Raw genomic sequence first — 19,628 nt, forward strand, 5'->3', positions numbered from 1 at the left:
GGGCCAAGGCAAAGCCTCATTCCCGACACCGGCGGCTGCTTTAGGCATTCTCAACCGTGTCGGTTTACGAAAGTCGCATGATCGTCTTGCTCAAGCATTCCCGGCCTCCGCTGCGCCTCGTCGCCGCGATGGGGCTATTCGCCTCCGCCATCGGGCTCGGCGGCTGCGCCGGCATGAGCGACGGCATGACCACGGCGTTTGCCGATCCCGCCAAATACGACCTTTACGAATGCAAGCAGCTTGAGGCCGAACGCAAATCGCTCGCCGCGCGTCAGGCCAGTCTGCAGGCCCTGATGGCGAAGGCCGAAACCGGCGCCGGCGGCGCCGTGGTGGCCGAGATCGCCTATCGCAACGACTACATCGCGGTGCGCGGGCAAGCCCAGTTCGCCGAGGAAGCCTGGCAGCGCAACCGCTGCGTCGCCGGTGCGCCGGCTGCCGTGACCGCGCCTGTGCCGCCGGTCGTCGCGCCGGCGCCAAACCGTGCGGCGAAGCGCTAAATCAGGGCGCGGTCGATGCGCGATGGCGACCAATTCCTCCGGCGCTTCATCGGCTTGACGCCTGTCCAGTCGTCCGCGCGGGGATGACGGCCAGTGGCGGAGCAGCGAACGCGAACTCCCACCCAACACTCCAGCCCTCACACCCGCCAGTCGTAGATCCAGTCCTGCCGCGCCAGCATGCGCTGCGGCCCCATCGCGCGGATGAACCAGTCGCGCGCCAATGCCGCCGGGCCGCTCAGATGATAGATCGCGCCGTTGTGCCGAGCGGTACGCTGCACGCGGCTGACGCGGGCGCGGCGCAGCCGGCCGTAGCGCTTCAGCGCCGCCGCAATGCCGGCGGCGGCTTCGCTTTCGCCGAGGCACTTGGCCAGCACCGCGGCATCCTCGATCGCCATGCCGGCGCCCTGCGCGGCAAACGGCAGCATGGCGTGGACGGCGTCGCCGAGCAGCGCGATCGGGCCCTTGCTCCATTCGACGCCTTCGGGCACCGCGAACAGTGCCCATTTGCGCCAGTCGTCGACGGCGTTGAGCATCATCCGCGCCGGCCCCGGCCATTTGTACGAGGCGAACGCGTTCTTGATTTCGGCGTTTTCGCCTGCCGTACTCCAGCCCGGCCGGTTCCAGGTGCCGGGCACCACGGCGACGACGTTGATCTGGCGCGCGCCCGAAATCGGATAGACGACGAGATGCGCGTTCGGCCCCATCCAGAGCTGCACCCGGCGCGAGGTATACTCGCGCGGCAGCTGCGTGGCATCGAGCGTTCCGCGCCAGGCGATCAGGCCGGAGAATTGCGGCTGCGCGTCCGGAAACAGATGATGCCGCACGGTAGACCAGATGCCGTCGGCGCCGATCAGCGCCGTCGCCAGTTCCTGGTGGCGCGCATTGCCGCTCCGCTGCACCACCGTCAGCCCCTTGGCATGGGGGGCGGCGTCCTCGAACTGGCAGCCGAGCCTGAGTTCGATATCGGGATTGTCGGCCACCTGCGCCGCCAGCGCGCCCTGCAGGTCGGCGCGATGCACCACCCAATAGGGGGCGCCGGCGCGAAAAGTGGCGGCCTCGCCGAGCGGCAGGCGGCTGATTTCGCCGCCGGCGCGCGCGCTCATGATGCTGACGGCATCGGGGATAACCGCGCGTCCGGCGAGCCGCGGCTGCAGTCCGAGTCCGACCAGCACGCGGCTGGCATTGGGGGAGAGCTGCAAGCCGGCGCCGACTTCCTCGAGCCGCTCGGTCTTCTCCAGCACGACGACGCGAAAGCCTTGCGCGGCGAGCGCCAGCGAGGCCGTCAGTCCGCCGATCCCGGCACCAGCGACGATGATGGTGCGCGACGCGGCCACGGCCCGGTCAGGCGACTTTCAGGACGCACTCCGGCGGCCGGGCTTCGCCGGCCTCGAGGTCGGTGGCGTAGCGATAGAGTGTCGAGCAATAGGGACAGATGATCTCGTTGTCGTTGCCGAGATCGAGAAAGACATGCGGGTGATCGAACGGCGGATTGGCGCCTACGCACATGAACTCCTGCGAGCCGATCTCGATGACCGGAACGCCGGCGTCATTGTGGAAGTGCGGGACGACATGGTCGGACATTCTATTTCACCTTGGGTGGCAACGGCGGCGCAGAAAAACAACGATACGCGGCAGGCCGGTACTGCCGCGCAGCCTACTGATACTTGCGGGTGGCGTTGATTCCTAGAGCCCCGGACGCTCATTTGTTCATGCAAATTCGACACAATCTTGTCGTCCCAGAGAAGCCCTTCTTTCGTCGGGCTTCTTTCGTCGGGGCTGTTGTGTCCGAAAAGCGGCACCCCATGTTGAGGGCATCGGAACCCAAGGGTTTTTCGGCATGAGGCGGTCGCGGATCGGTCCGGCACTGGCTGGTATGGCGGTGTGCGCGGTGGCGTGCGCGCTGCTGTGGCCGCATGCGCGGGACGCCTATGCCCTGCTGGCGGCGCGGGACGATCCGGCCGAGCTTTCCGACCTCCAGCTCGGTTCTGCTCTGCGGAATAACGCCGAACTGATCGGGCAGAACATCGAGGCGGCGCTGGCCGAAAACGACCCCGATCTGGCGGGCAGTTTCGCCGACCTCGCCCGGGACAAGAACATCCCGCTCGGCGATGAACTTTCGAAGCGTGTCAGCGACGCCGTCGCGGAGCATCATTCGACGCCGCAATTCGCCAAGCGCTTCGCCACCGGGCTCGTGACCGGCAATGCCGACGACGTCGCCAGCCTGTCGGGCACGGTGGCCGGCGATCTCTTCGTGTTCGGCGACATCAGGGACGTGGTGCGCGAAGGCAAGCATCTCGCCATGGGCGAAGACACCGACCATTTGGTGCTCGGGCTTGCCACCGCGGGCCTTGCGGTGACGGCGGCGACCTATGTCTCGGTCGGCGGCGCGCTGCCGGTGCGCGCCGGGCTCACGCTGGTCAAGGACGCCCGCAAGGTCGGGCGGCTGGGTGCCGGGCTGACGCATTGGGCCGGGCGCTCCGCGCGCGAGATGGTAGATGCGCCGGTCCTGCAGCAGGCGGTCGCCTCCGGCTCGGTGCTGCGGCCGGGCCAGACCATGACCGCGATAAGAGCGGCGTTCCGCGCCGAGAAGGCCGGCGCGCTGGTGCGGCTGGCCAAGGACGTCGGGCGGGTCGGCGAGAAGGCGGGCATCCGCGCCGCGCAGGACACGCTGAAAATCGCGGAGTCGCCGAAGGACGTCGCACGCGCCGCGCGGCTCGCGGAATCCAAGGGTGGCCAGACCCGCGCGATCCTGAAGGTGCTGGGCCGAGGCGCATTGCTGCTGGCGACCGGCGCCTTCAATCTGACGCTGTGGCTGTTCGGCGCGCTCATCACGCTGTTCGGCTTGCTGTCGTCGATCAAGGCCACCACCGAACGGCTGACCTTGGCCTATCTGCGCCGCAAGAAGGCGCGACGATTGCGAAGACAGTTGGCGGCCGCGGCGTTGGCGCCCGACGCCTCTCTGGCGGGCGCCGTCGCGCAGGCCTAAAGTTGCAGCGAGCCTCCGATCGACGATCTCCCTTTCAGGAAATACGGAACGACCCGATGCCGAGTTTTCACAACGGCGAAGTTGAAATTGCCTATCTCGACGAAGGCGAGGGCGATCCGATCGTTCTGGTACACGGCTTTGCCTCGACCAAGAATGTGAACTGGGTCTATCCGACCTGGGTTTCCGAGCTGAAGAAGAACGGCCGCCGCGTCATCGCCTTCGACAACCGTGGCCATGGCGATTCCGGCAAGCTCTACGATGCGGCCGCCTATGACGTCGCCACCATGGCCGGCGACGTCATCGCGCTGATGAATCACCTCGATATCGAACGCGCCGACGTCATGGGCTATTCGCTGGGCTCGCGGATGACGGCGGTGCTGGCGCGGCAGCAGCCGCAGCGGCTGCGTTCGGTTGTGTTCGGCGGCATCGGCATCGGCCTGATCGAGGGCGGCGGCCCCGGTGAAAACGTCGCGGCCGCACTGGAGGCGGCCTCGCTCGACGACGTCACCGATCCGGTGGGGCGGACCTTTCGCGCCTTCGCCGACCAGACCCGCTCCGACCGGCTGGCGCTGGCGGCCTGCCTGCGCGGCTCCCGCCGCCTGATGACGCGGGATGAAGCCGCCGGCATCGAGGTGCCGGTGCTGATCGCGGTCGGCACGACCGATGAGATCGCGGGCTCGGCGGACGCGCTAGGCAAGGTCATCCCGGGCGCCGAGGTGCTCCATATTCCGAACCGCGACCACATGCGGGCGGTCGGCGACAAGGTCTACAAGGCGGGCGTGCTGGATTTCCTGTCACGGCGGAAGTGAACCGTCCGGCTCGTCGCGGCCGGCGAAATGTCTGACGATCGCGATCAGCGCGACCAGGGTGGCGACCCATGCGATGCGCGCGCCGTAGCGGTCATGCGGTCCCGATATCACGCCGCAGACGAAGGCGTTGCCGAGCAGCGCCAGCGTGATGGTAGCGGCGAGCAGGGAGAGATCGTCGAGCTTCCGCCGCCAGATCGCGCCGGCGCAGATGGCGGCGACGGCCAGCATCGAGGCCAGCGCGACGGGGACGTGGAGCCGGTTGATGACGGCAAAGTCGATGTCCCAGTGCTGCTGATGCGCCGCGCGCATCGGCTTGAGTTGTGACGGGATATAGCGCTCGATGATGCCGTAGGTGTGGGGGATCCAGCCGCTGGTGCCTTCGCCGGTTCCGACATGGACCAGTTGCTGTGCGGTGGCGACGATCGCGGCTTGGGCCTGCCACAGCGGATATTCGGCGAGCGAACGCGTGACGATGAAGCCCATCTCGTCGTTCAGGCCAGTGAAGCGGCCGAGCGTGTTGAACATGCTGCTGCCCCAGAGGAACTGATCGGCGGTCGCCGGAAGTTCATTGCGATAGGGGCAGAGCTTCAGTTTCTGCTGCGGGCAATGATCCCGCAGATATTGTTTGACGATGCCGTCCTGCAACATCCGCCCGAACGCGACGCCGTAGCCGCCGGGTGTCCATGCCGGTTGTCCGGACAGCGCGAAATTCGCGGACACCAGCATGGCGGCGCCAGCAACAAGGGTCAGGCTGCCCTGCAGCAGTCCGGAAATGGCGATCCGTGAGCGCAGGAAGGGGAGTGCGATCCAGCCGGCGCAGCACAGCCCCAGCAGCACCGCCAGCGTGGCGCTGTGGGTTGCCGCGGCGAAGGCGGTGAAGGCGAACAGCAGGCACTTCTCAATCGTGGAAGTCTTGTCGCCGTGTACGACCAGGATGAACAGCGCCAGCACAGACAGGCCGGTGAAGATGTCGGTCAACAGCATCGAGGCGAGCCAGGGCAGCGCCGTGGTCACGATCAGAGCGACGCTGATGGCCGCCAGCCGCCATGGCCTGACCATGCCGAACACGCGCAAGGTCAGTTGCAGGATCCAGAGCGTCGCCAGCGCCTGAATACCCAGATTGATCCAGAAGCTCGAATCCTCGCCGAAATGCAGGTAGAGGCCGAACACGGTGGAGCGGCTGGGGACCAGATAGCCTTCGTACCACCGGGCCAGATACCCGCCGGTGTCCCACTGCAGGAGCGGGTAGCCGTTCCAGAGCGCCGGCGCGATCAGCATGAGGGGTATGGCTACCGCCGATAGCCATACCCAAGCGCAATCCGGCGCGCGCGCGCGTAAAATCTGGGTGTGAATGCTGTCTCCCCCCGAGTTTTGCGATTAGCATGCCCCCATTGGCATGCGGAAATCCACAAATAGTTGGAACCCGGGTGGCTTGATTTCCCGAAATCGCGGGCCACCTTGAACGGATCCTGTCCGTGGGGTGGTCGCGGCTGGTCAAGGAATGTGTGCCGTATCAATGTCTTGGCGCAGTTTCCTAACCGGGGCTGCCGGTCACTTTGCCTGGGAGCGGGACAGCCGTCCGGCCGTCGTGCTATAAGTACGTTTAAGAAACCCGAAATCGCGAGAGCAGCCCATGGCAGTGCATCAGATCAATCCGCAGGGTGGGAAAGTGGCGGCGCTCGATCCGATCTGGGATCGGGTGCGGACCGAAGCGGAGGACATCGTCCGCCGCGAACCGGAGCTCGCCTCCTTTATTTATTCGGTCGTGCTGCATCACGACCGTCTGGAAGACGCGGTGGTGCATCGCATCGCCGAGCGGCTCGACCATACGGCGCTGTCGGGCGATCTGATCCGCCAGACCTTCGATGAGGCGCTGCGCGACGATCCCGATCTCGGCAACGCGTTTCGCGCCGACATGGTGGCAGTGTACGACCGCGATCCCGCGACCTCGCGGTTCATCGATCCCTTGCTCTACTTCAAGGGCTTCCATGCGATCCAGACCCATCGCCTCGCGCACTGGCTCTATAAAAAAGGGCGCAAGGATTTTGCCTATTACCTGCAGAGCCGCGCCTCCGCGGTGTTCCAGACCGACATCAATCCGGCGGCACGAATTGGCCGAGGTATTTTCCTCGATCACGCCACCGGCTTCGTGGTCGGCGAGACCGCCGTCATCGAGGACGACGTCTCGATCCTGCACGGCGTCACCCTCGGCGGTACCGGCAAGGAGAACGAGGATCGCCATCCCAAGATCCGCCGCGGCGTATTGATCGGGGCGGGCGCGAAAATTCTGGGAAATATCGAGATCGGCCATTGCGCCCGCATCGCCGCGGGCTCCGTGGTGGTGAAGCCGGTGCCGCACAATGTGACCGTGGCAGGCGTTCCCGCCAAGATCGTCGGCGAAGCCGGCTGCGCCGAGCCGTCGCGCACCATGGATCAGATGCTCAACGCGATCGGGATTTGATTCTTGCGCGTATTCCGCGAAGGAATACGCGCAAAGCCAAAAAAGTCGTCTGAATCGCGTGCACGATTTTCTGCAAGTTGGGCTGGCAGTCCGCTTCGTCCCGGCCTAGAACCTCCCGAAACCTAATCCGATTGGAGACTGCCGTGGACGTTCAGGAAGTCAGGAAACTCGACGCCTATCTCAAGCGCCTGTTCGGCAATCCGAAGATTCGCGTGGTGCCGCGGCCGAAGAAGGACGATTCAGCCGAGGTCTATATCGGCGAGGAATTCATCGGCGTGCTGTTCGTCGACGATGAAGACGACGACCGCTCATTCCAGTTCCAGATGGCGATCCTCGAGGACGACCTGGTCGAGCAGGGCTGAGCATCCCGCAAGGGGATCGTTACTTCGGTCCGCGCAATTGCGCCGTCAGCCGATCCATCGCATCGGCGACGTCGCGCCACTGCGCGAGCCAGCTCCGCGGAAAGCGAAACGTCAGGTCGGCGCCGTCGATGCGGCGCTCGCTCAGGCACATGCCGGGGGTAGCCGCGTCGCGCGTGCAGCGCGCGTTGAGGCCCGGCGAGCTCGCAAGGAACAGGTCTTCATTGCCGTAGGGCGTGCCGTCGCGGAATGCGCGCAGCGTCAGGCCGTCCTGTGCCGCCGAGGGGGCCTGCTCGAGATAACGCGGATAAATGGTGCGCAGGCGGGTATCCGGCGCCAGCGTGTCGTGATGCGCCGATATCGACAGGAAGATCCGGTCGATCGGCTGCACCGATTCCTCCACGGTATCGGCGCTGACGTGCTTCGGCGCCTCGGGCGCTTCGAGCGAGGGAAACATGAAGCTGAGATCGACGCGTTCCTGCGGCCCGGAGTGACGCTGGATCTTCCTGCGGATCGCCATGGTCGGCACGTTGAAGAGGGTCGCACCGACGCTCACCGGCAACCGGTCCGGATTGCTCGAAGCCTTCGGTCCCCAGGTCGGCCAGAGCAGATAGGCGACGATCGCGATCGCGCCCGCCGTGACCGCGCCCCCCAGCACGATCGGAATCATGTGGCTGCGGCGATGCCGGCGCGAGTTGCGGGCGCTGTGCTGGGCGGTCGAGAAGAAGGTCATGAACGGGACATCGTGAGGGTGGCCCTCGGTGGTCGAATCAATTGCAAATATGCCATGCGCCAGCGGACTTCCGTACCACTTCGCGCGCTTTCAGCCGCCGCGAGCCATGTCCTGGCCGCGGTTCCGGCCGGCAGCGTTAACCTTTCCTTAAGGATAGTGTGGCGGCCGCCTGCCGATTTTGCGAAGCAGGGGAGGTCGTTGTGTAGCGGAAGCGTTGCGATGTCGCCTGAAGCGTTGAATTCCCTGTTTTCCATCGGCATCGGCTTCGCGCTCGCTGGCGCGCTTGCCAGCGGATACCAGGCGTTGGCGCAGCGCCCGGCAGGATTCGGACTGCTGCAAGAGGGCGTGGCGCCGAGGGCTTTCGCCGCCGTGCCGTTCCTGGTCTTCGCGGCGCCCTTCATCATCATGCGCAACACCTTGCGCGGTGCGAAGATCGAGCGCCGCCGCGTCGAATTCGTGATGATGGCAACCGTGCTGGCCGGATTCTGGAGCCTGATGTCCGGCACGTTTTTCGTCATGACGCTGCGCGCCGCAGGGGTGCTGGCCTGAGCGATACGCCTATGCCAATGTCTCCGCGAACCGGAGACTGACAAGAGCATGGCGATCTACGAACTCGACGGGCAGGCGCCCAATCTTCCTTCCGACGGAAACTATTTTATCGCCGACACCGCAACCGTGATCGGCAAGGTCCGGCTGTTGAATTCCGCGAGCGTGTGGTTCGGCGCGGTCTTGCGCGGCGACAATGAATGGATCGAGATCGGCGAGAATTCCAATGTGCAGGACAACTCGACCTGCCACACCGACATGGGCTTTCCGCTGACGATTGGAAAGAATTGCACGGTCGGCCACAATGTCATCCTGCACGGCTGCACGCTGGAGGACGACGCGCTGGTCGGCATGGGTTCGATCGTGATGAACGGCGCCAAGATCGGCCGCGGCAGCGTGGTCGGCGCAGGATCGGTGATCACGGAAGGAAAGCAGTTTCCCGAATATTCCCTGATCATCGGATCGCCGGCGCGGGTGATCCGCACGCTCGATCCCGCGCAGGTCGCAAGAATGGGAAGCGCGGCAAAATTCTATGTCCTCAACGGCTCCCGATACAAAAAGGGCCTGAAGAAACTCGGCTGAAGCGCTGCAAGCACTTCAGATGCCGCTTCATGACTTGGTATGTCTCGATGAGCGCGGCCTTGCGCTGTTTTGCGCCGACGTCTTTGTCAGCGCAGCACTTCTGCGAAGCGCGTCCTTCAGGTCGACGGGAATGCCGTGCTTCCTGAGCAGGTCGGCGAACGCTTCATCCGCCAATTCCTGAAAGGTCGCCATCCTGTCGCGGCCGAGCTGCTTCAGTTTGTCGAAGGTGTCGTCGTCGAACGCGATCAATTTGCGCAACTCGGGCCTGCCTTCCGCGCCGCAGACGGACGCTGATTCAATCGTGGTTGAGGAAATCGCTCGGGCGAGGAACCTGCGGCGCTTCTGCAATTGAACCGCAGTCGCAAATGTCGGGAAAGCCGGTCAAATAAATACCGCCTGGCCCGGGACAAGCCTGCGACTTTAGTATAGCATTCATCTACGCCGTTGACCTGATTCATGGATGCTCACCATGCTCACAGCGCTCACAACCCCGGCATTGACGTTACTGTTTCTGGGCGTTGTCGTTGGTCTGGGCGCTGCCTTTGTCTGGATGTTCTGGGAAATCGAGCAGGTGAAGGCACGCCATAGCCGTGATCGCTTCGCAGCCGCCGCCAGACGTCCTCGTCATAACCGTCCGGGATAGCGCCCTCCACGGTGACCAGGATCGCGCCGAGCAATCCTGCAAAAAAACAAGGCCGCCGACGCAGTATAACGCCAACGGCCTTGCCAGCCCCGGATATTGAAATTGGCTTGCGCCATCCGGTGAACTGCATACTGCCCCGGAACAATACGGGCATATGTGATCCAGTTCACAATCGGACGGAAAAAGTTCCGGCAGCGCCTATGGGGTTTCCGGCTGCGCCCATGGGGCTGGAGACGCCGCGCGACGACCGGCGCGGTGCCTCCTGGGACGACGCTAGTTTAGCCTCGCGATTTGCTGCGCTTGCGATGCGACACCGCGCTGCGCTTGGTCCGGATCGGCTTCTTTCGGATGGTGGGCGTATTGGATACGTCAGAGGGTTGGGCGCTCGCGAACGACTGTCGCAGGCCGTCGATCGCGCCAGTCAGGCCGCCGACCTGTTCGGCCAGCTTCTTGGTCTCGGTCTGCTGCGCGGCGAGCAGGCGTCTGACGGTCTGCAGCTGATCCTGAACGACTTGTAGCTGATCGATCGACTCCTGCTGGGTCGCCTCCAGGCCCTTGGTCTTCTCCACGAGTTGCTCGGAGGCCTGAGCCGTCCGGGCCTGCAACTGCCTGGTGGCAGCGACGCGGTCCGGTTCGGGCGAGATGCCGGTGTACCCACGCCACAGGGCGATGGAGGCGCCTCCGGCCACCACGGCAACCAATACCGCGGCAGCGAGCGCAATCGGCTGCGAGCCGATGCGGGTGAGGCTGTTGCTCATGCTTTGATCAGGTGCGAGTTCGATCATGGGACTCCAAAGCCTAACAGCCAAAGTTCCAGCACGCTCGACGCGTGCCCACCGGCACGGCGCTAGTATAGATAACTATGACCGGCGGCCGGCCCGTTCAACTGCACGGGTGGCGTCGGCCGTCCTGGCCCCGGTAGCTTGCCGTCGATTGCCCGCAATGGCGATCGAATCCGTCATAGATGCCGTAGGGCCGTTCATTCAGCGGCACGACGACCCGGTCCGGCGGCGCTGTCGTTCCCGGGTAAAAGTCGGCGGGGCCGTAATTATGCGAATAGTCGATGATCAACGGGGCGTCAAAAACCTGCTGCGCACGCTGGCGGTGACCGCGAACATCGGCGTCGGCGGCAAACGCGGGCAGGGAGAACACGATCAGGGCCGCGGCAACCAGCAGTCTCGGTTTCATCTCGCCCTCGTTATCCGACCAACGCGCAAATCCTAGCGGCATCGGTCAGGGCGGTAAAGGGAAGCGGTCGGAAGACCGCGTGCCACCGCTGCAAGGCGCCTCGGCATCGCCGGCCTCATTCAGGTCGCAGCTCGGCGGCAAGCCTTTGAAAAATCGCGAGTTTAAGTACCCCGAAAAAGTTGCGGCCAGCCTTTGGGGGAAGGCTGGCCGCGCGCGATCCGGTCTGGGACGGGGAGGGGTGGGGATGTGACCGGGTCGCGTGTTCTCTGATTCCTTTGTGTCAGCGATCCCTGGCGCTGGCGGTGGCAACGGCCGGGCGGCTGTCGCCCAGCGAGACCCACACATTCGGGTCGCCCTGCGACTGGCGCTTGACGAAGCGGTATCCGGTCTCGGTCCAGGCCAGGACGTTTTCGTTCTGGTTGTCGAGCACGAATTCGCCCTTGTCGCTTTTCACGGTCAGTACCGCGTGGCCTTCGCCCTTCTTGTCGCGCACCACCGTGATCAGCAGCGCTTCGCGAGGCCAGCCGGCGTCGATCAGCATCTTGCGCTTCAGCAGGACGTAGTCCTCGCAGTCGCCGTGGCCGTCCGTCGGCAACGACCATTTCTCGATCACGCCCCAATGATCCATGTCGGTGATCGGCTTGACGGTTTCATTGACCCAGCGGTTGACCCGCAACAGATCCCGCCATGCCGTCTGCGACATCACGATGTCGCGTGGCTGTGACGCGCCGCCGCGGCAGTCGCCGGGATTTTCGGCGCAGAATTCGACCCAGCCGATCGGCGAACGCGTGGTGTCGCCGAGGCTGGCATAAAGTACGTCACCGGCACGCGCCGGTGCATTCAATCCGATCAGGATGGCGACAACCGCCAATCCTTTCCCCTGTCCCCCGAACCCAAACATTGTGGCCCCCGTTTCTTGTTGGGACCACGTTTCGCACAAAGGTTTTGCGCCGCCGCTAAGTAGCACAAGTACATTTGACGCGAATACAAGTAAAAGTCGCGGATAATTCTTTCTATACTTGAATCAAGTTCGACTAAAATTTTAAACGACTGCAATTGATTCAAATTTTATGTATTAACGCGGCAAAGCCCGCCGATACGGCACTTGCGGCGGCAAAGCGGCGGCCGGTTAACCTCGTTTTGGCCGGCTCCGAATACGAAAAGGCGGCATCCGCGACGCGGATACCGCCCTCAAGCCTTGGAAAAAATGGGAAATTGCGGGCTCTCGCGCTTTACCGCGCGGTAACGCTGTCTTCGAGCGTCTCGGCAATTTGCTCGTGAACGAACTCCAGCGCAAAGCCTTCCTCGAGATTTCGCACCACCCGGGCCTGGACCTTGCCGAGCATGACCAGCGATTTCAGCGGCGGGCGGTTTTCCGCGGCGATGGCGGCGCCCGACAGCGACATGTCGATGATGCGGCAGGTCATCTTGGTGCCGTCCTCGAGCGTGAGCAGTGCGATCGGGTTGCGCGGCACGATACGGTCGTGGCGGCGGTCTTCCGGCAGGTTGAGAATGTCGCGGTTGGCGAGCCAGGTCAGCTGCGCCGCCAGCTTGTCGCGCTTGCGGGCGGTGGCGCCGATGCTCATCGCGAAACCATTGTCGATGATGCGGGTGATCTTGCCCTCGACCCGGCCGATATGGTCGAGATAGGCGATCACGCGGTCGCCCACATTGCCGATGCCTGGCGCCAGCAGGGCCAACCCCCCCGGCGACATGTTGATGATCTGGCATGGAAATTCGCGGCGGTCCGGCAGCATGTAGCGGCCGAGCAGGTGGACTTTCACCCGCTGGAAACGCCGTCGCTCTTCGGCGGCCGGAAGAATCGATCTTTTCGCAAACGCCATCTTCGCCACCCGACAACCGGCATTTCGGTGTCACCTGACCCTACGGCCGACAAGGTTAACGAGGAGTTAGCGGTGGTTGCATTAAGTGTGTGCAGGGGCCTTGCTTCAACCCGGACGAGCATTTCGTCGTCCGGTCTCTCGTTCCTGATGCCGCCCAAGCTCGCGCGATCTGCGCCGGCGCACCCGAAGCGTCGAGCCAGCTTCAGCGCAACCCCTCATAGACCATGAAGCCGCGTGCGACGGCGAGTTTGCGCAATGCGCGCGGAACCAGTCTTTGCGGCTGATGTCCGACGTAGCGCCACGATGTCAGTTTGAAATCCCCGAGTTGCCGGTGTTCGCTTTCGAACGGCGCCAATAGCCCGGTCAGGCTGAGCGGTGAATGTGCGCGGGCGTTGAACGGCAGCAGCAGCAGTTCCAGATGCGCCGGCCTGCCGTCTTCCGAGATGGCGGTGATGCCGGCGACCGCCGCCAGTTGTTCTTCGGCCACGACGGCGACGACTTCCTCGATCTCGCGGCGGCTCTCGGCTGCAAACAACGCGGAGAAACTGCGGTCCTTCAAATCGTAGCCGAGCAGGGCGCAGACGCGCGTTCCGGCGACGCGGAACGGATAGCCGGCAGCGTAGGACAGTACGAAGATGTCGCCGAGCAGCTCGCGCACGGCGCCGGGCTCGATCTCGCTGCGATCGGGTGCGCGGGCGTCGCCACGCTTCTCATCCCAGTATGCGTAGAACTCGCGGCTTGACGGATGCTTCATAATTTTGCCTTGCCCCCCGCGCCCGGCTCGGCGGGACAGATCTGTCCCGCTTTCGCGCATGCGCCTTCCCCGGTTTGTTTTGCAAGACAGGCTTTGCAGCGTCCATGCCGCCGCCGTGTTTTCGCGAGCCTGGCGCCGTCTTTGCGTTGTTAACGTTAAGTTAACTATGACCTTGGGGATCGGCGCAGAGCTGGCTAGGGTCCGCCCGCTCTGGTTCGCCGGTTTTCTCAGCGCGTGTTCCGCAAAAGTGGCTACGGTTTTGCGATCAGAGCATGCGCAGAGTATCGATTAAGAACATTTTCCTACGGAAAATGCTCTCGGGCCGGCGAGTTGGTACACAGGCGGCGTCAAACAGTTTGGTCGTCGCGCGGGGAGGGGTGGGGATGTCGCCCGGGCCCCGGCGCGAAAAGATCAGCACGGACGAGGGAGGGTGTTCTCAGCACCCTCCCTTTTTCCTGTGCGCCCAGCATGGGCGCACTCTTATGGGTGCAAGTCCCATCGTGAGTTGATCACAACGAACGAAGCGAAGCGCAACTGCATGAGGGAGACCGAGTGTGGGGAGGAAGCGTGGAGCGAAGCTGCGGGCCGATGAACAAGAACCGGATAGAAGGCGTTGCGGACCAGGGCGAGCGGGCAAGAAATCGCGAAGCTCTCGTGATCAAGGGGAAGCGGCGTAAATCCGGCGGTCGTGCAGTGAAGGAGTGCGTTCTTACCTGGGGAGATCTCGCCTTGTGCCCGAAAGGGCAACGGTGTCGAGCCGGAGCGAGAAGTCAGCCGAGGTCGTAGTAGTCGGTGGGAAGGCTGCGAGCCGTCTTGCAGGCGAAGGGCCGAACGAGAGGGAGTGTTCGACGCCATGTCGATGTGGCGAGCATCGCATCAGATGCCTGCGCGAGCAGGGCGGCCCGGGGTAGGACGCGGTGAATCCGCGTGTGGCTCGGGCAGCGATGAAGCTCGTCTCCCGCGGCATGAACCGAAGGACACAGGGTCAGCGCTGCTTCTAGCGGTACTGGCGAGAGAGAACCTGCAACGGGCGTGGAAGCGGGTGCGGGCCAACAAAGGCGTAGCCGGTGTAGACGGTCTGGATATTGACCAGACTGCCGCGCATCTACGCACGGCGTGGCCCGTGCTCCGCGAGCAACTGTTGTCGGGGACGTACCGGCCCAGTCCGGTGCGACGGGTGACGATCCCCAAGCCTGAGGGTGGGGAGCGCGAGCTTGGCATCCCGACGGTGACGGATCGTCTGATCCAGCAGGCGCTGCTGCAAGTGCTGCAGCCCATTCTTGATCCAACCTTCAGCGAGCACAGCTACGGCTTCCGGCCGGGCCGAAGCGCGCATGACGCCGTCCTTGTGGCGCAGTCATACGTGCAATCGGGCCGCCGGATCGTGGTGGACGTGGACCTGGAAAAGTTCTTTGACCGGGTCGATCACGACATCCTCATCGACCGCCTCCAGAAACGGATCGGGGACACCGGGGTCATCCGGCTGATCCGTGCGTATCTGAACAGCGGGATCATGGACGATGGCGTGGTCCGGACGCGCATGATGGGGACGCCGCAGGGCGGCCCGCTATCGCCGCTGCTGGCCAACGTCCTGCTCGATGAAGTGGACAAGGCGCTGGAACGTCGGGGCCATTGCTTCGTGCGCTACGCCGACGATGCGAACGTCTACGTTCGCAGCCGCCGGGCGGGCGAACGGGTGATGGCGCTGCTTCGGCGGCTCTACGGCAAACTGCGCTTGACGATCAACGAGACCAAAAGCGCAGTGACCGGTGTGTTCGGTCGCAAGTTCCTCGGCTACGGCTTCTGGCCGGGGCCGGGTGGTGTGATCAAACGCAAGGTTGCTGACAAGCCGCTGAGGACGTTCAAGCAGTGCATCCGGCAACTGACCGGCCGCAATGGCGGGCGCAGTATGCAGGATGTGGTGGATCATCTGCGGCCCTACATTCGGGGATGGAAGGCTTACTTCCGGCTGGCGCAAACCCCACGGGTCTGGCGAGAGCTCGACCGGTGGCTGCGTCATCGGCTGCGTGCCATCCAGCTCAAGCAGTGGAAGCGCGGCACGACCATGTACAGGGAATTGCTGGCGCTGGGAGCCAAGCTTGACGTTGCGCGAAAGGTGGCGGCCAACAGCCGTCGCTGGTGGCGTAACAGCGGCATGCTCCTCAACGCCGTGTTGACCCTGAACTGGTCGGACCGGCTGGGACTGCCCCGGCTCTCATGACCTCAACTTCTCGAACCGCCCGGTGCGGACCCGCATGCCGGGTGGTGTGGCAGGGGAGCGACCCAAAAGGTCGCCCCCTATGCCGATTGGCGATGGGCTCCATCGCTGTGATGCCGTGCTTGCGCCGCCCGGCCAAGCCGCCTATTGGGGCGCAACCGCTCCCGTCAGCCGCTCGTTTCAGGTCCTGAGCCCTTGGAATCCCCGCCAGAATTGCCGCAAGCCACCCCGCGCGAACCAATCCTGACGCTGCCCGGCGCGCTGACCGCCTATGTCGTGCTGCTTGCGGTCATTCACCTGCGGGTGCTGCTGCCGCCCGATCTCGAATACTGGACCATCGAAGTATTCGGCTTCATTCCGAAACGCTACGATTCGACGCTGCTGGCGATCGCTTTTCCGGGCGGCGCCGGCGCCAAGGTCTGGACCTTCGTCAGCTATTCCCTGCTGCACGCCAATCTCAGCCATATCGCCTTCAACGTGCTGTGGCTGCTGCCGTTCGGCAGCGCGCTGGCGCGCCGCTTCGGCGCGGTCAGGTTTTTCGTCTTCATGGCGGTGACCGCCGCGGCCGGGGCGCTGGCGCATCTCGTCACCCATGAGCACGCGATTGCGCCGATGATCGGCGCTTCGGCGTCGGTGTCCGGCGCGATGGCGGCTGCGATCCGCTTTGCCTTCGTGCAGGGCAGCTTCCTGTCATTCAGCCGCGGCGACGCCGATGCGGCGGCGCGCGTACCGGCGCTCTCGCTGATGCGCTCGTTCCGCAATCCGCGCGTGCTCGGCTTCCTCGCTGTCTGGTTCGGCGTCAACATCATCTTCGGCATCGGATCGATCGCGATCGGCGCCGACGGCACCAGTGTCGCCTGGCAGGCGCATATCGGCGGATTCTTCGCAGGGCTGGTGCTGTTTTCGCTGTTCGATCCTGTTCCGCGCGCCGCTGCCTATGCTGCGGATGCGTCATCCCGGGACGCATCGGATCGCGGCTGATCGTCGCTTGCGGGGCAACGCGATTTCATCCATCATTGCTCCGTTGCAAAGCAGGGCTTTAAGCCCGCGAACGTGCATAAAAATAGCCGTGCTTGCCGAAAGCGCCTGCAACGAAATTGGCGCAGAACTGTTGATTGAAGACTCAAGGGAACGAAGGTCGCGCTCGCTCAGGGGCGCGATCGGCTTCAGGGAGACGACAATGACGGTACGTGCAATTCTCGATTCCAAAGGCCATCACATCCAGAGCGTCGAGCCAGACGTAAAGCTCTCGGCTGCCATCAAGATTCTGGCGGAGCGGAGGATCGGCGCCGTGCTGGTGATGAACAAGGGCCGGATCGAGGGCATCCTGTCGGAGCGCGACATCGTGCGGGTGCTCGGCGAGCGCGGCGCGCGGGTGCTCGACGAGCCGGTCAGCGCGGTCATGACGCGCAAGGTCGTCAGTTGCCGGCAGGCCGACACGGTTGCCGCGATCATGGAAATGATGACGCTCGGCAAATTCCGGCATCTGCCCGTCGTCGAGGAAGGCATGGTGGTCGGCCTGATTTCGATCGGCGACGTCGTCAAGTGGCGCGTGCACGAATTCGAAGTCGAGCAGGAAGCGCTGCGCGACTACATCAAGACCGCCTGACACGCGACTCTTTAAGGCAAGCCCGCGCGGTCAGGGCGTCTTGTTGGCCGCCGCACCCGGTTCGCCCGGCACCGGTGCCAGAACGTGGATCACTTCCTGGATCGAGTCGATGGCGCGCTCGGCGGCGCGGGTGCCGAATGCGATCAGATCGTCGGCGCGATGGAAATCGAACCAGCCGATCTGGCCGACCCGGGGCGTGATCAGCATGTCCGGCGGATCGCCGGCGAGGCGCGCGCGGGTGATGCGGTCCTGCATGATGTTGAAGGCATCGACCATGACTGAGGAAATGCCCGGCCGTCCACCGCCGCCGAAGAACTCGCGTTTCACAGTGCGCTCGGCGGAGAACAGTTTTCCGAAACCGCGCTTCGGCGGCGCGGGCTCGATCGCAGCTCCCGGCGTGTCGGCGGTCGGGCCGTGGGCGTAGATCGTCGTTGAGTGGGTAAAGACGTCGCTGGAGAGATTGGCGGCGATCACGATTTCCGCGCCCAATGCGCGCGCGGCCGACACCGGCACCGGATTGACCAGCGCGCCGTCGACCAGCCAGCGGTTGCCGACCAGCACCGGAGAAAATATTCCGGGCAGGGCATAGGACGCGCGCATCGCATCGACCATGCGGCCGTGGGTCAGCCAGATCTCATGGCCGGTGCGGACTTCGGTCGCCACGGTGGCAAATTTCAGCGGCAGATCCTCGATCAGGGTCGGGCCGATCGCGGCCTCCAGCTGCGATGCGAGCTTTTCGCCGCCGATCAGGCCGGAGCCGTTGAGGCGGATATCGAGATAGCCGAGGATATTTCGGGGCTGCAGGCTGCGCGCCCATTCCTCCAGCGCATCGAGCTGGCCGGCCGCATAAGCGCCGCCGATCACCGCGCCGATCGAGGTGCCGACCACGACATTGGGAACGATGCCATGGGCCAGCAATGTCCTGAGAATCCCGATATGGGCAAATCCGCGCGCGGCGCCGCCGCCCAGCGCCAGCCCGATCACCGGCCGCCGGATACTACCGAGTCCCACCTTGTCCTGGTCCTCGGTGCTACCTTGGCCGAGTCCGATCAAACTCTTCAGCACCTGTATCTCCTTGCCGGACAAGCGCTTCGCAGTGGCCTCAGGCCGCCGGTATGTACTGACAAGTAATCATATGTCCGCATAAGCATAGACCGTGCCGCCAACCGGCCTAGGCAGGGATTGTGACTGGACCGCGACCTCGCCACGACACTGGGGCTAACTCTCAAGCAGTTTCCGGGTTCCATAGCCGGAACATCCTGCGAACGGATCGCCACAGGCTTGAATTTGCCGCGTTTTCAGTGAAAAGCATGCGCCATGACATCAGGGGGTAAAGCAATCGGCAAGTCCGGGTGGGGCGGGAGCCTGCGGCCGGCGCTGGCGCTCGCGGCAATGCTTGCCGCCTCGACTGCAAACCCTGCCTGGGCCCAGATGTTTTCCGACCGGCCGCCGCCGGTGCCGCCGGCATCCGTCCCGGAAGCGCTCACCGGACCAGCGATGAATCTGGCCCCGCCGTCCGGTCCGGCGTCGACGCCCAATTTGCCCGTACCGCTGACGCAGCCGCCGATCGCGGCGGTGCCGCCGGTGGTTCCGCCGCCGGGCGCCTTGACCGCCGGCCAGGCCGTGCTGTCGCTGACCGCGCGCTACGGCAAGGACCTGCCGGTGATCAACAACGGGCTGGTGTGGCGGGTGTTCGCCGACAAGCCGGATGAGACCGGCATTTTCAAACTGATCCGCGAGGAGCGTGGCGCTACGCCCAACATCGTGCTGCCGCCGGGCGGCTATGTCGTCCATGTCACGATGGGCCTGGTCAGCGCGGTCAAGCCGGTGACGCTGAAGGCCGAGACCGACCGCCAATCCTTCGTGCTGCCGGCGGGCGGTCTGCGCATCGAGGGCCGCGTCGGCACCAGCCGGATTCCGCCGAACCAGATTTCCTTCGCGATCTACAAGGGCAGTCAGTTCGAGGGCGGCGATCGCGCTTCGCTGGTGCCGAACGTCGCTGCCGGCGACGTCGCGCTGCTGCCGGAGGGCACCTACAACATCATCTCGAACTACGGCGACGCCAATTCCGTGGTGCGCTCGGATATCCGCGTGCAGGCCGGCAAGCTCACCGATGTGGTCATCACCCATCGCGCCGCGGTGATTACCTTGAAGCTCGTCAGCGACAAGGGCGGCGAGGCCCTGGCGAACACCGCCTGGTCGGTGATCACGCCGGGCGGCGACGTCATCAAGGAATCAATCGGCGCCTTCCCGCGCGTCGTGCTGTCCGAAGGCGAATATCGCGCCATGGCCAAGAATGAAGGCAAGGTGTTCGAGCGGCCCTTCAACGTCGTCAACGGCGTCGACGGCGAAGTCGAAGTCGTCGCGCGGTAGCTCGCGGCGCCGGCGCAATACCGCGC

The 19,628-nt window shown here is 64.4% G+C and carries 23 protein-coding genes; 12 read left to right on the top strand and 11 right to left on the bottom strand.

The genetic code is table 11. The annotated features are described in order from the left end of the window. The first annotated feature begins 77 nt into the window (after positions 1-77). Positions 78-497 carry a hypothetical protein gene (locus tag KMZ29_RS11325; protein ID WP_369810096.1) on the top strand — a complete coding sequence of 140 codons (420 nt, stop codon included), beginning with the start codon at positions 78-80 and terminating at the stop codon, positions 495-497. Positions 498-634: 137 nt separating this feature from the next. Here KMZ29_RS11325 and KMZ29_RS11330 read toward each other — a convergent pair whose 3' ends face one another. Both KMZ29_RS11330 and KMZ29_RS11335 read right to left on the bottom strand, forming a co-directional pair. After that, on the bottom strand, positions 635-1,831 hold the full coding sequence (locus KMZ29_RS11330) for an FAD-dependent monooxygenase (protein ID WP_215623752.1): 1,197 nt from the start codon (positions 1,829-1,831) through the stop codon (positions 635-637). A 7-nt stretch (positions 1,832-1,838) separates the two neighbouring features. Continuing rightward, positions 1,839-2,078: a zinc-finger domain-containing protein gene (locus KMZ29_RS11335; protein WP_215606113.1), complete on the bottom strand. Its 240-nt coding sequence runs from the start codon at positions 2,076-2,078 to the stop codon at positions 1,839-1,841. A gap of 256 nt (positions 2,079-2,334) precedes the next feature. Between KMZ29_RS11335 and KMZ29_RS11340 the strand changes: the two genes are divergently transcribed. Further along, positions 2,335-3,483, top strand: a complete 1,149-nt coding sequence (locus tag KMZ29_RS11340; protein ID WP_215623753.1) for a hypothetical protein — start codon at positions 2,335-2,337, stop codon at positions 3,481-3,483. Between the two features lie 56 nt (positions 3,484-3,539). Then, positions 3,540-4,292, top strand: a complete 753-nt coding sequence (locus KMZ29_RS11345; RefSeq protein WP_215623754.1) for an alpha/beta fold hydrolase — start codon at positions 3,540-3,542, stop codon at positions 4,290-4,292. Here the strand turns inward: KMZ29_RS11345 and KMZ29_RS11350 are convergent. Continuing rightward, positions 4,278-5,570 (bottom strand): hypothetical protein, encoded by a 1,293-nt coding sequence (locus KMZ29_RS11350; protein WP_369810097.1) that lies wholly within the window; start codon positions 5,568-5,570, stop codon positions 4,278-4,280. The two genes, KMZ29_RS11345 and KMZ29_RS11350, sit on opposite strands and share 15 nt — an antisense overlap. Positions 5,571-5,925: 355 nt before the next feature. Between KMZ29_RS11350 and cysE the strand changes: the two genes are divergently transcribed. After that, complete coding sequence (gene cysE / locus KMZ29_RS11355; RefSeq protein ID WP_215623755.1) at positions 5,926-6,753, top strand: serine O-acetyltransferase; 828 nt, start codon at positions 5,926-5,928, stop codon at positions 6,751-6,753. 143 nt (positions 6,754-6,896) lie between these two features. After that, positions 6,897-7,115: a DUF3126 family protein gene (locus tag KMZ29_RS11360; RefSeq protein WP_079543740.1), complete on the top strand. Its 219-nt coding sequence runs from the start codon at positions 6,897-6,899 to the stop codon at positions 7,113-7,115. A 19-nt stretch (positions 7,116-7,134) separates the two neighbouring features. Here KMZ29_RS11360 and KMZ29_RS11365 read toward each other — a convergent pair whose 3' ends face one another. Continuing rightward, complete coding sequence (locus KMZ29_RS11365) at positions 7,135-7,845, bottom strand: hypothetical protein (RefSeq protein WP_215623756.1); 711 nt, start codon at positions 7,843-7,845, stop codon at positions 7,135-7,137. Between the two features lie 219 nt (positions 7,846-8,064). On the opposite strand from KMZ29_RS11365, the gene KMZ29_RS11370 reads away from it, so the two are divergent. Both KMZ29_RS11370 and KMZ29_RS11375 read left to right on the top strand, forming a co-directional pair. Next, on the top strand, positions 8,065-8,394 hold the full coding sequence (locus KMZ29_RS11370; RefSeq protein WP_215612398.1) for a DUF6949 family protein: 330 nt from the start codon (positions 8,065-8,067) through the stop codon (positions 8,392-8,394). Between the two features lie 48 nt (positions 8,395-8,442). Next, positions 8,443-8,973 carry a gamma carbonic anhydrase family protein gene (locus KMZ29_RS11375; protein WP_215623757.1) on the top strand — a complete coding sequence of 177 codons (531 nt, stop codon included), beginning with the start codon at positions 8,443-8,445 and terminating at the stop codon, positions 8,971-8,973. Between the two features lie 27 nt (positions 8,974-9,000). Here the strand turns inward: KMZ29_RS11375 and KMZ29_RS11380 are convergent, their stop codons facing one another. Beyond that, positions 9,001-9,321 carry a hypothetical protein gene (locus tag KMZ29_RS11380; RefSeq protein WP_369810098.1) on the bottom strand — a complete coding sequence of 107 codons (321 nt, stop codon included), beginning with the start codon at positions 9,319-9,321 and terminating at the stop codon, positions 9,001-9,003. Positions 9,322-9,442: 121 nt separating this feature from the next. Here KMZ29_RS11380 and KMZ29_RS11385 point away from each other — a divergent pair, with 121 nt between their 5' ends. Beyond that, positions 9,443-9,616: a hypothetical protein gene (locus tag KMZ29_RS11385; protein WP_215624435.1), complete on the top strand. Its 174-nt coding sequence runs from the start codon at positions 9,443-9,445 to the stop codon at positions 9,614-9,616. 278 nt (positions 9,617-9,894) lie between these two features. On the opposite strand, the gene KMZ29_RS11390 is transcribed toward KMZ29_RS11385, so the two are convergent. The 5 genes from KMZ29_RS11390 to KMZ29_RS11410 form a co-directional block, all read right to left on the bottom strand. Continuing rightward, on the bottom strand, positions 9,895-10,401 hold the full coding sequence (locus KMZ29_RS11390; RefSeq protein ID WP_215623758.1) for a hypothetical protein: 507 nt from the start codon (positions 10,399-10,401) through the stop codon (positions 9,895-9,897). A 97-nt stretch (positions 10,402-10,498) separates the two neighbouring features. Continuing rightward, positions 10,499-10,804, bottom strand: coding sequence for a hypothetical protein (locus tag KMZ29_RS11395; RefSeq protein WP_215623759.1), 306 nt, complete (start codon positions 10,802-10,804; stop codon positions 10,499-10,501). Positions 10,805-11,084: 280 nt separating this feature from the next. Beyond that, a complete protein-coding gene (locus KMZ29_RS11400; protein ID WP_215623760.1) occupies positions 11,085-11,705 on the bottom strand; it encodes a transglutaminase-like cysteine peptidase in 621 nt (206 codons plus the stop codon). 331 nt (positions 11,706-12,036) lie between these two features. After that, positions 12,037-12,648 (bottom strand): PilZ domain-containing protein, encoded by a 612-nt coding sequence (locus tag KMZ29_RS11405; RefSeq protein ID WP_215606123.1) that lies wholly within the window; start codon positions 12,646-12,648, stop codon positions 12,037-12,039. 202 nt (positions 12,649-12,850) lie between these two features. Beyond that, positions 12,851-13,402 (bottom strand): PAS domain-containing protein, encoded by a 552-nt coding sequence (locus KMZ29_RS11410; RefSeq protein WP_215623761.1) that lies wholly within the window; start codon positions 13,400-13,402, stop codon positions 12,851-12,853. An 880-nt stretch (positions 13,403-14,282) separates the two neighbouring features. Between KMZ29_RS11410 and ltrA the strand changes: the two genes are divergently transcribed. From ltrA to KMZ29_RS11425, 3 genes are all read left to right on the top strand, one after another. Beyond that, a complete protein-coding gene (gene ltrA, locus KMZ29_RS11415) occupies positions 14,283-15,623 on the top strand; it encodes a group II intron reverse transcriptase/maturase (protein WP_369810114.1) in 1,341 nt (446 codons plus the stop codon). Between the two features lie 210 nt (positions 15,624-15,833). Further along, positions 15,834-16,601, top strand: a complete 768-nt coding sequence (locus KMZ29_RS11420) for a rhomboid family intramembrane serine protease (RefSeq protein WP_249779897.1) — start codon at positions 15,834-15,836, stop codon at positions 16,599-16,601. A gap of 199 nt (positions 16,602-16,800) precedes the next feature. Beyond that, on the top strand, positions 16,801-17,229 hold the full coding sequence (locus tag KMZ29_RS11425) for a CBS domain-containing protein (protein ID WP_215623763.1): 429 nt from the start codon (positions 16,801-16,803) through the stop codon (positions 17,227-17,229). 30 nt (positions 17,230-17,259) lie between these two features. Here KMZ29_RS11425 and KMZ29_RS11430 read toward each other — a convergent pair whose 3' ends face one another. Continuing rightward, complete coding sequence (locus KMZ29_RS11430) at positions 17,260-18,294, bottom strand: patatin-like phospholipase family protein (protein WP_215623764.1); 1,035 nt, start codon at positions 18,292-18,294, stop codon at positions 17,260-17,262. Positions 18,295-18,546: 252 nt separating this feature from the next. Between KMZ29_RS11430 and KMZ29_RS11435 the strand changes: the two genes are divergently transcribed. Then, entirely contained in the window at positions 18,547-19,602 is a 1,056-nt protein-coding gene (locus KMZ29_RS11435) for an RgsD C-terminal domain-containing protein (RefSeq protein WP_215623765.1), read from the top strand. Positions 19,603-19,628: the final 26 nt, after the last annotated feature.

The sequence above is a fragment of the Bradyrhizobium sediminis genome (assembly GCF_018736085.1).
Classification (GTDB): domain Bacteria; phylum Pseudomonadota; class Alphaproteobacteria; order Rhizobiales; family Xanthobacteraceae; genus Bradyrhizobium; species Bradyrhizobium sediminis.

Bases quoted from the DNA above. Each gene is read 5' to 3' on its own strand.
- KMZ29_RS11425 (WP_215623763.1), top strand. From the start codon at position 16,801: ATGACGGTACGTGCAATTCTCGATTCCAAAGGCCATCACATCCAGAGC.
- KMZ29_RS11325 (WP_369810096.1), top strand. From the start codon at position 78: ATGATCGTCTTGCTCAAGCATTCCCGGCCTCCGCTGCGCCTCGTCGCC.
- KMZ29_RS11390 (WP_215623758.1), bottom strand. From the start codon at position 10,401: ATGATCGAACTCGCACCTGATCAAAGCATGAGCAACAGCCTCACCCGC.
- KMZ29_RS11385 (WP_215624435.1), top strand. From the start codon at position 9,443: ATGCTCACAGCGCTCACAACCCCGGCATTGACGTTACTGTTTCTGGGC.
- KMZ29_RS11345 (WP_215623754.1), top strand. From the start codon at position 3,540: ATGCCGAGTTTTCACAACGGCGAAGTTGAAATTGCCTATCTCGACGAA.
- KMZ29_RS11370 (WP_215612398.1), top strand. From the start codon at position 8,065: ATGTCGCCTGAAGCGTTGAATTCCCTGTTTTCCATCGGCATCGGCTTC.
- KMZ29_RS11365 (WP_215623756.1), bottom strand. From the start codon at position 7,845: ATGACCTTCTTCTCGACCGCCCAGCACAGCGCCCGCAACTCGCGCCGG.
- KMZ29_RS11405 (WP_215606123.1), bottom strand. From the start codon at position 12,648: ATGGCGTTTGCGAAAAGATCGATTCTTCCGGCCGCCGAAGAGCGACGG.
- KMZ29_RS11395 (WP_215623759.1), bottom strand. From the start codon at position 10,804: ATGAAACCGAGACTGCTGGTTGCCGCGGCCCTGATCGTGTTCTCCCTG.
- KMZ29_RS11435 (WP_215623765.1), top strand. From the start codon at position 18,547: ATGACATCAGGGGGTAAAGCAATCGGCAAGTCCGGGTGGGGCGGGAGC.
- KMZ29_RS11335 (WP_215606113.1), bottom strand. From the start codon at position 2,078: ATGTCCGACCATGTCGTCCCGCACTTCCACAATGACGCCGGCGTTCCG.
- KMZ29_RS11410 (WP_215623761.1), bottom strand. From the start codon at position 13,402: ATGAAGCATCCGTCAAGCCGCGAGTTCTACGCATACTGGGATGAGAAG.
- ltrA (WP_369810114.1), top strand. From the start codon at position 14,283: ATGCCTGCGCGAGCAGGGCGGCCCGGGGTAGGACGCGGTGAATCCGCG.
- cysE (WP_215623755.1), top strand. From the start codon at position 5,926: ATGGCAGTGCATCAGATCAATCCGCAGGGTGGGAAAGTGGCGGCGCTC.
- KMZ29_RS11350 (WP_369810097.1), bottom strand. From the start codon at position 5,570: ATGCTGATCGCGCCGGCGCTCTGGAACGGCTACCCGCTCCTGCAGTGG.
- KMZ29_RS11400 (WP_215623760.1), bottom strand. From the start codon at position 11,705: ATGTTTGGGTTCGGGGGACAGGGGAAAGGATTGGCGGTTGTCGCCATC.
- KMZ29_RS11375 (WP_215623757.1), top strand. From the start codon at position 8,443: ATGGCGATCTACGAACTCGACGGGCAGGCGCCCAATCTTCCTTCCGAC.
- KMZ29_RS11340 (WP_215623753.1), top strand. From the start codon at position 2,335: ATGAGGCGGTCGCGGATCGGTCCGGCACTGGCTGGTATGGCGGTGTGC.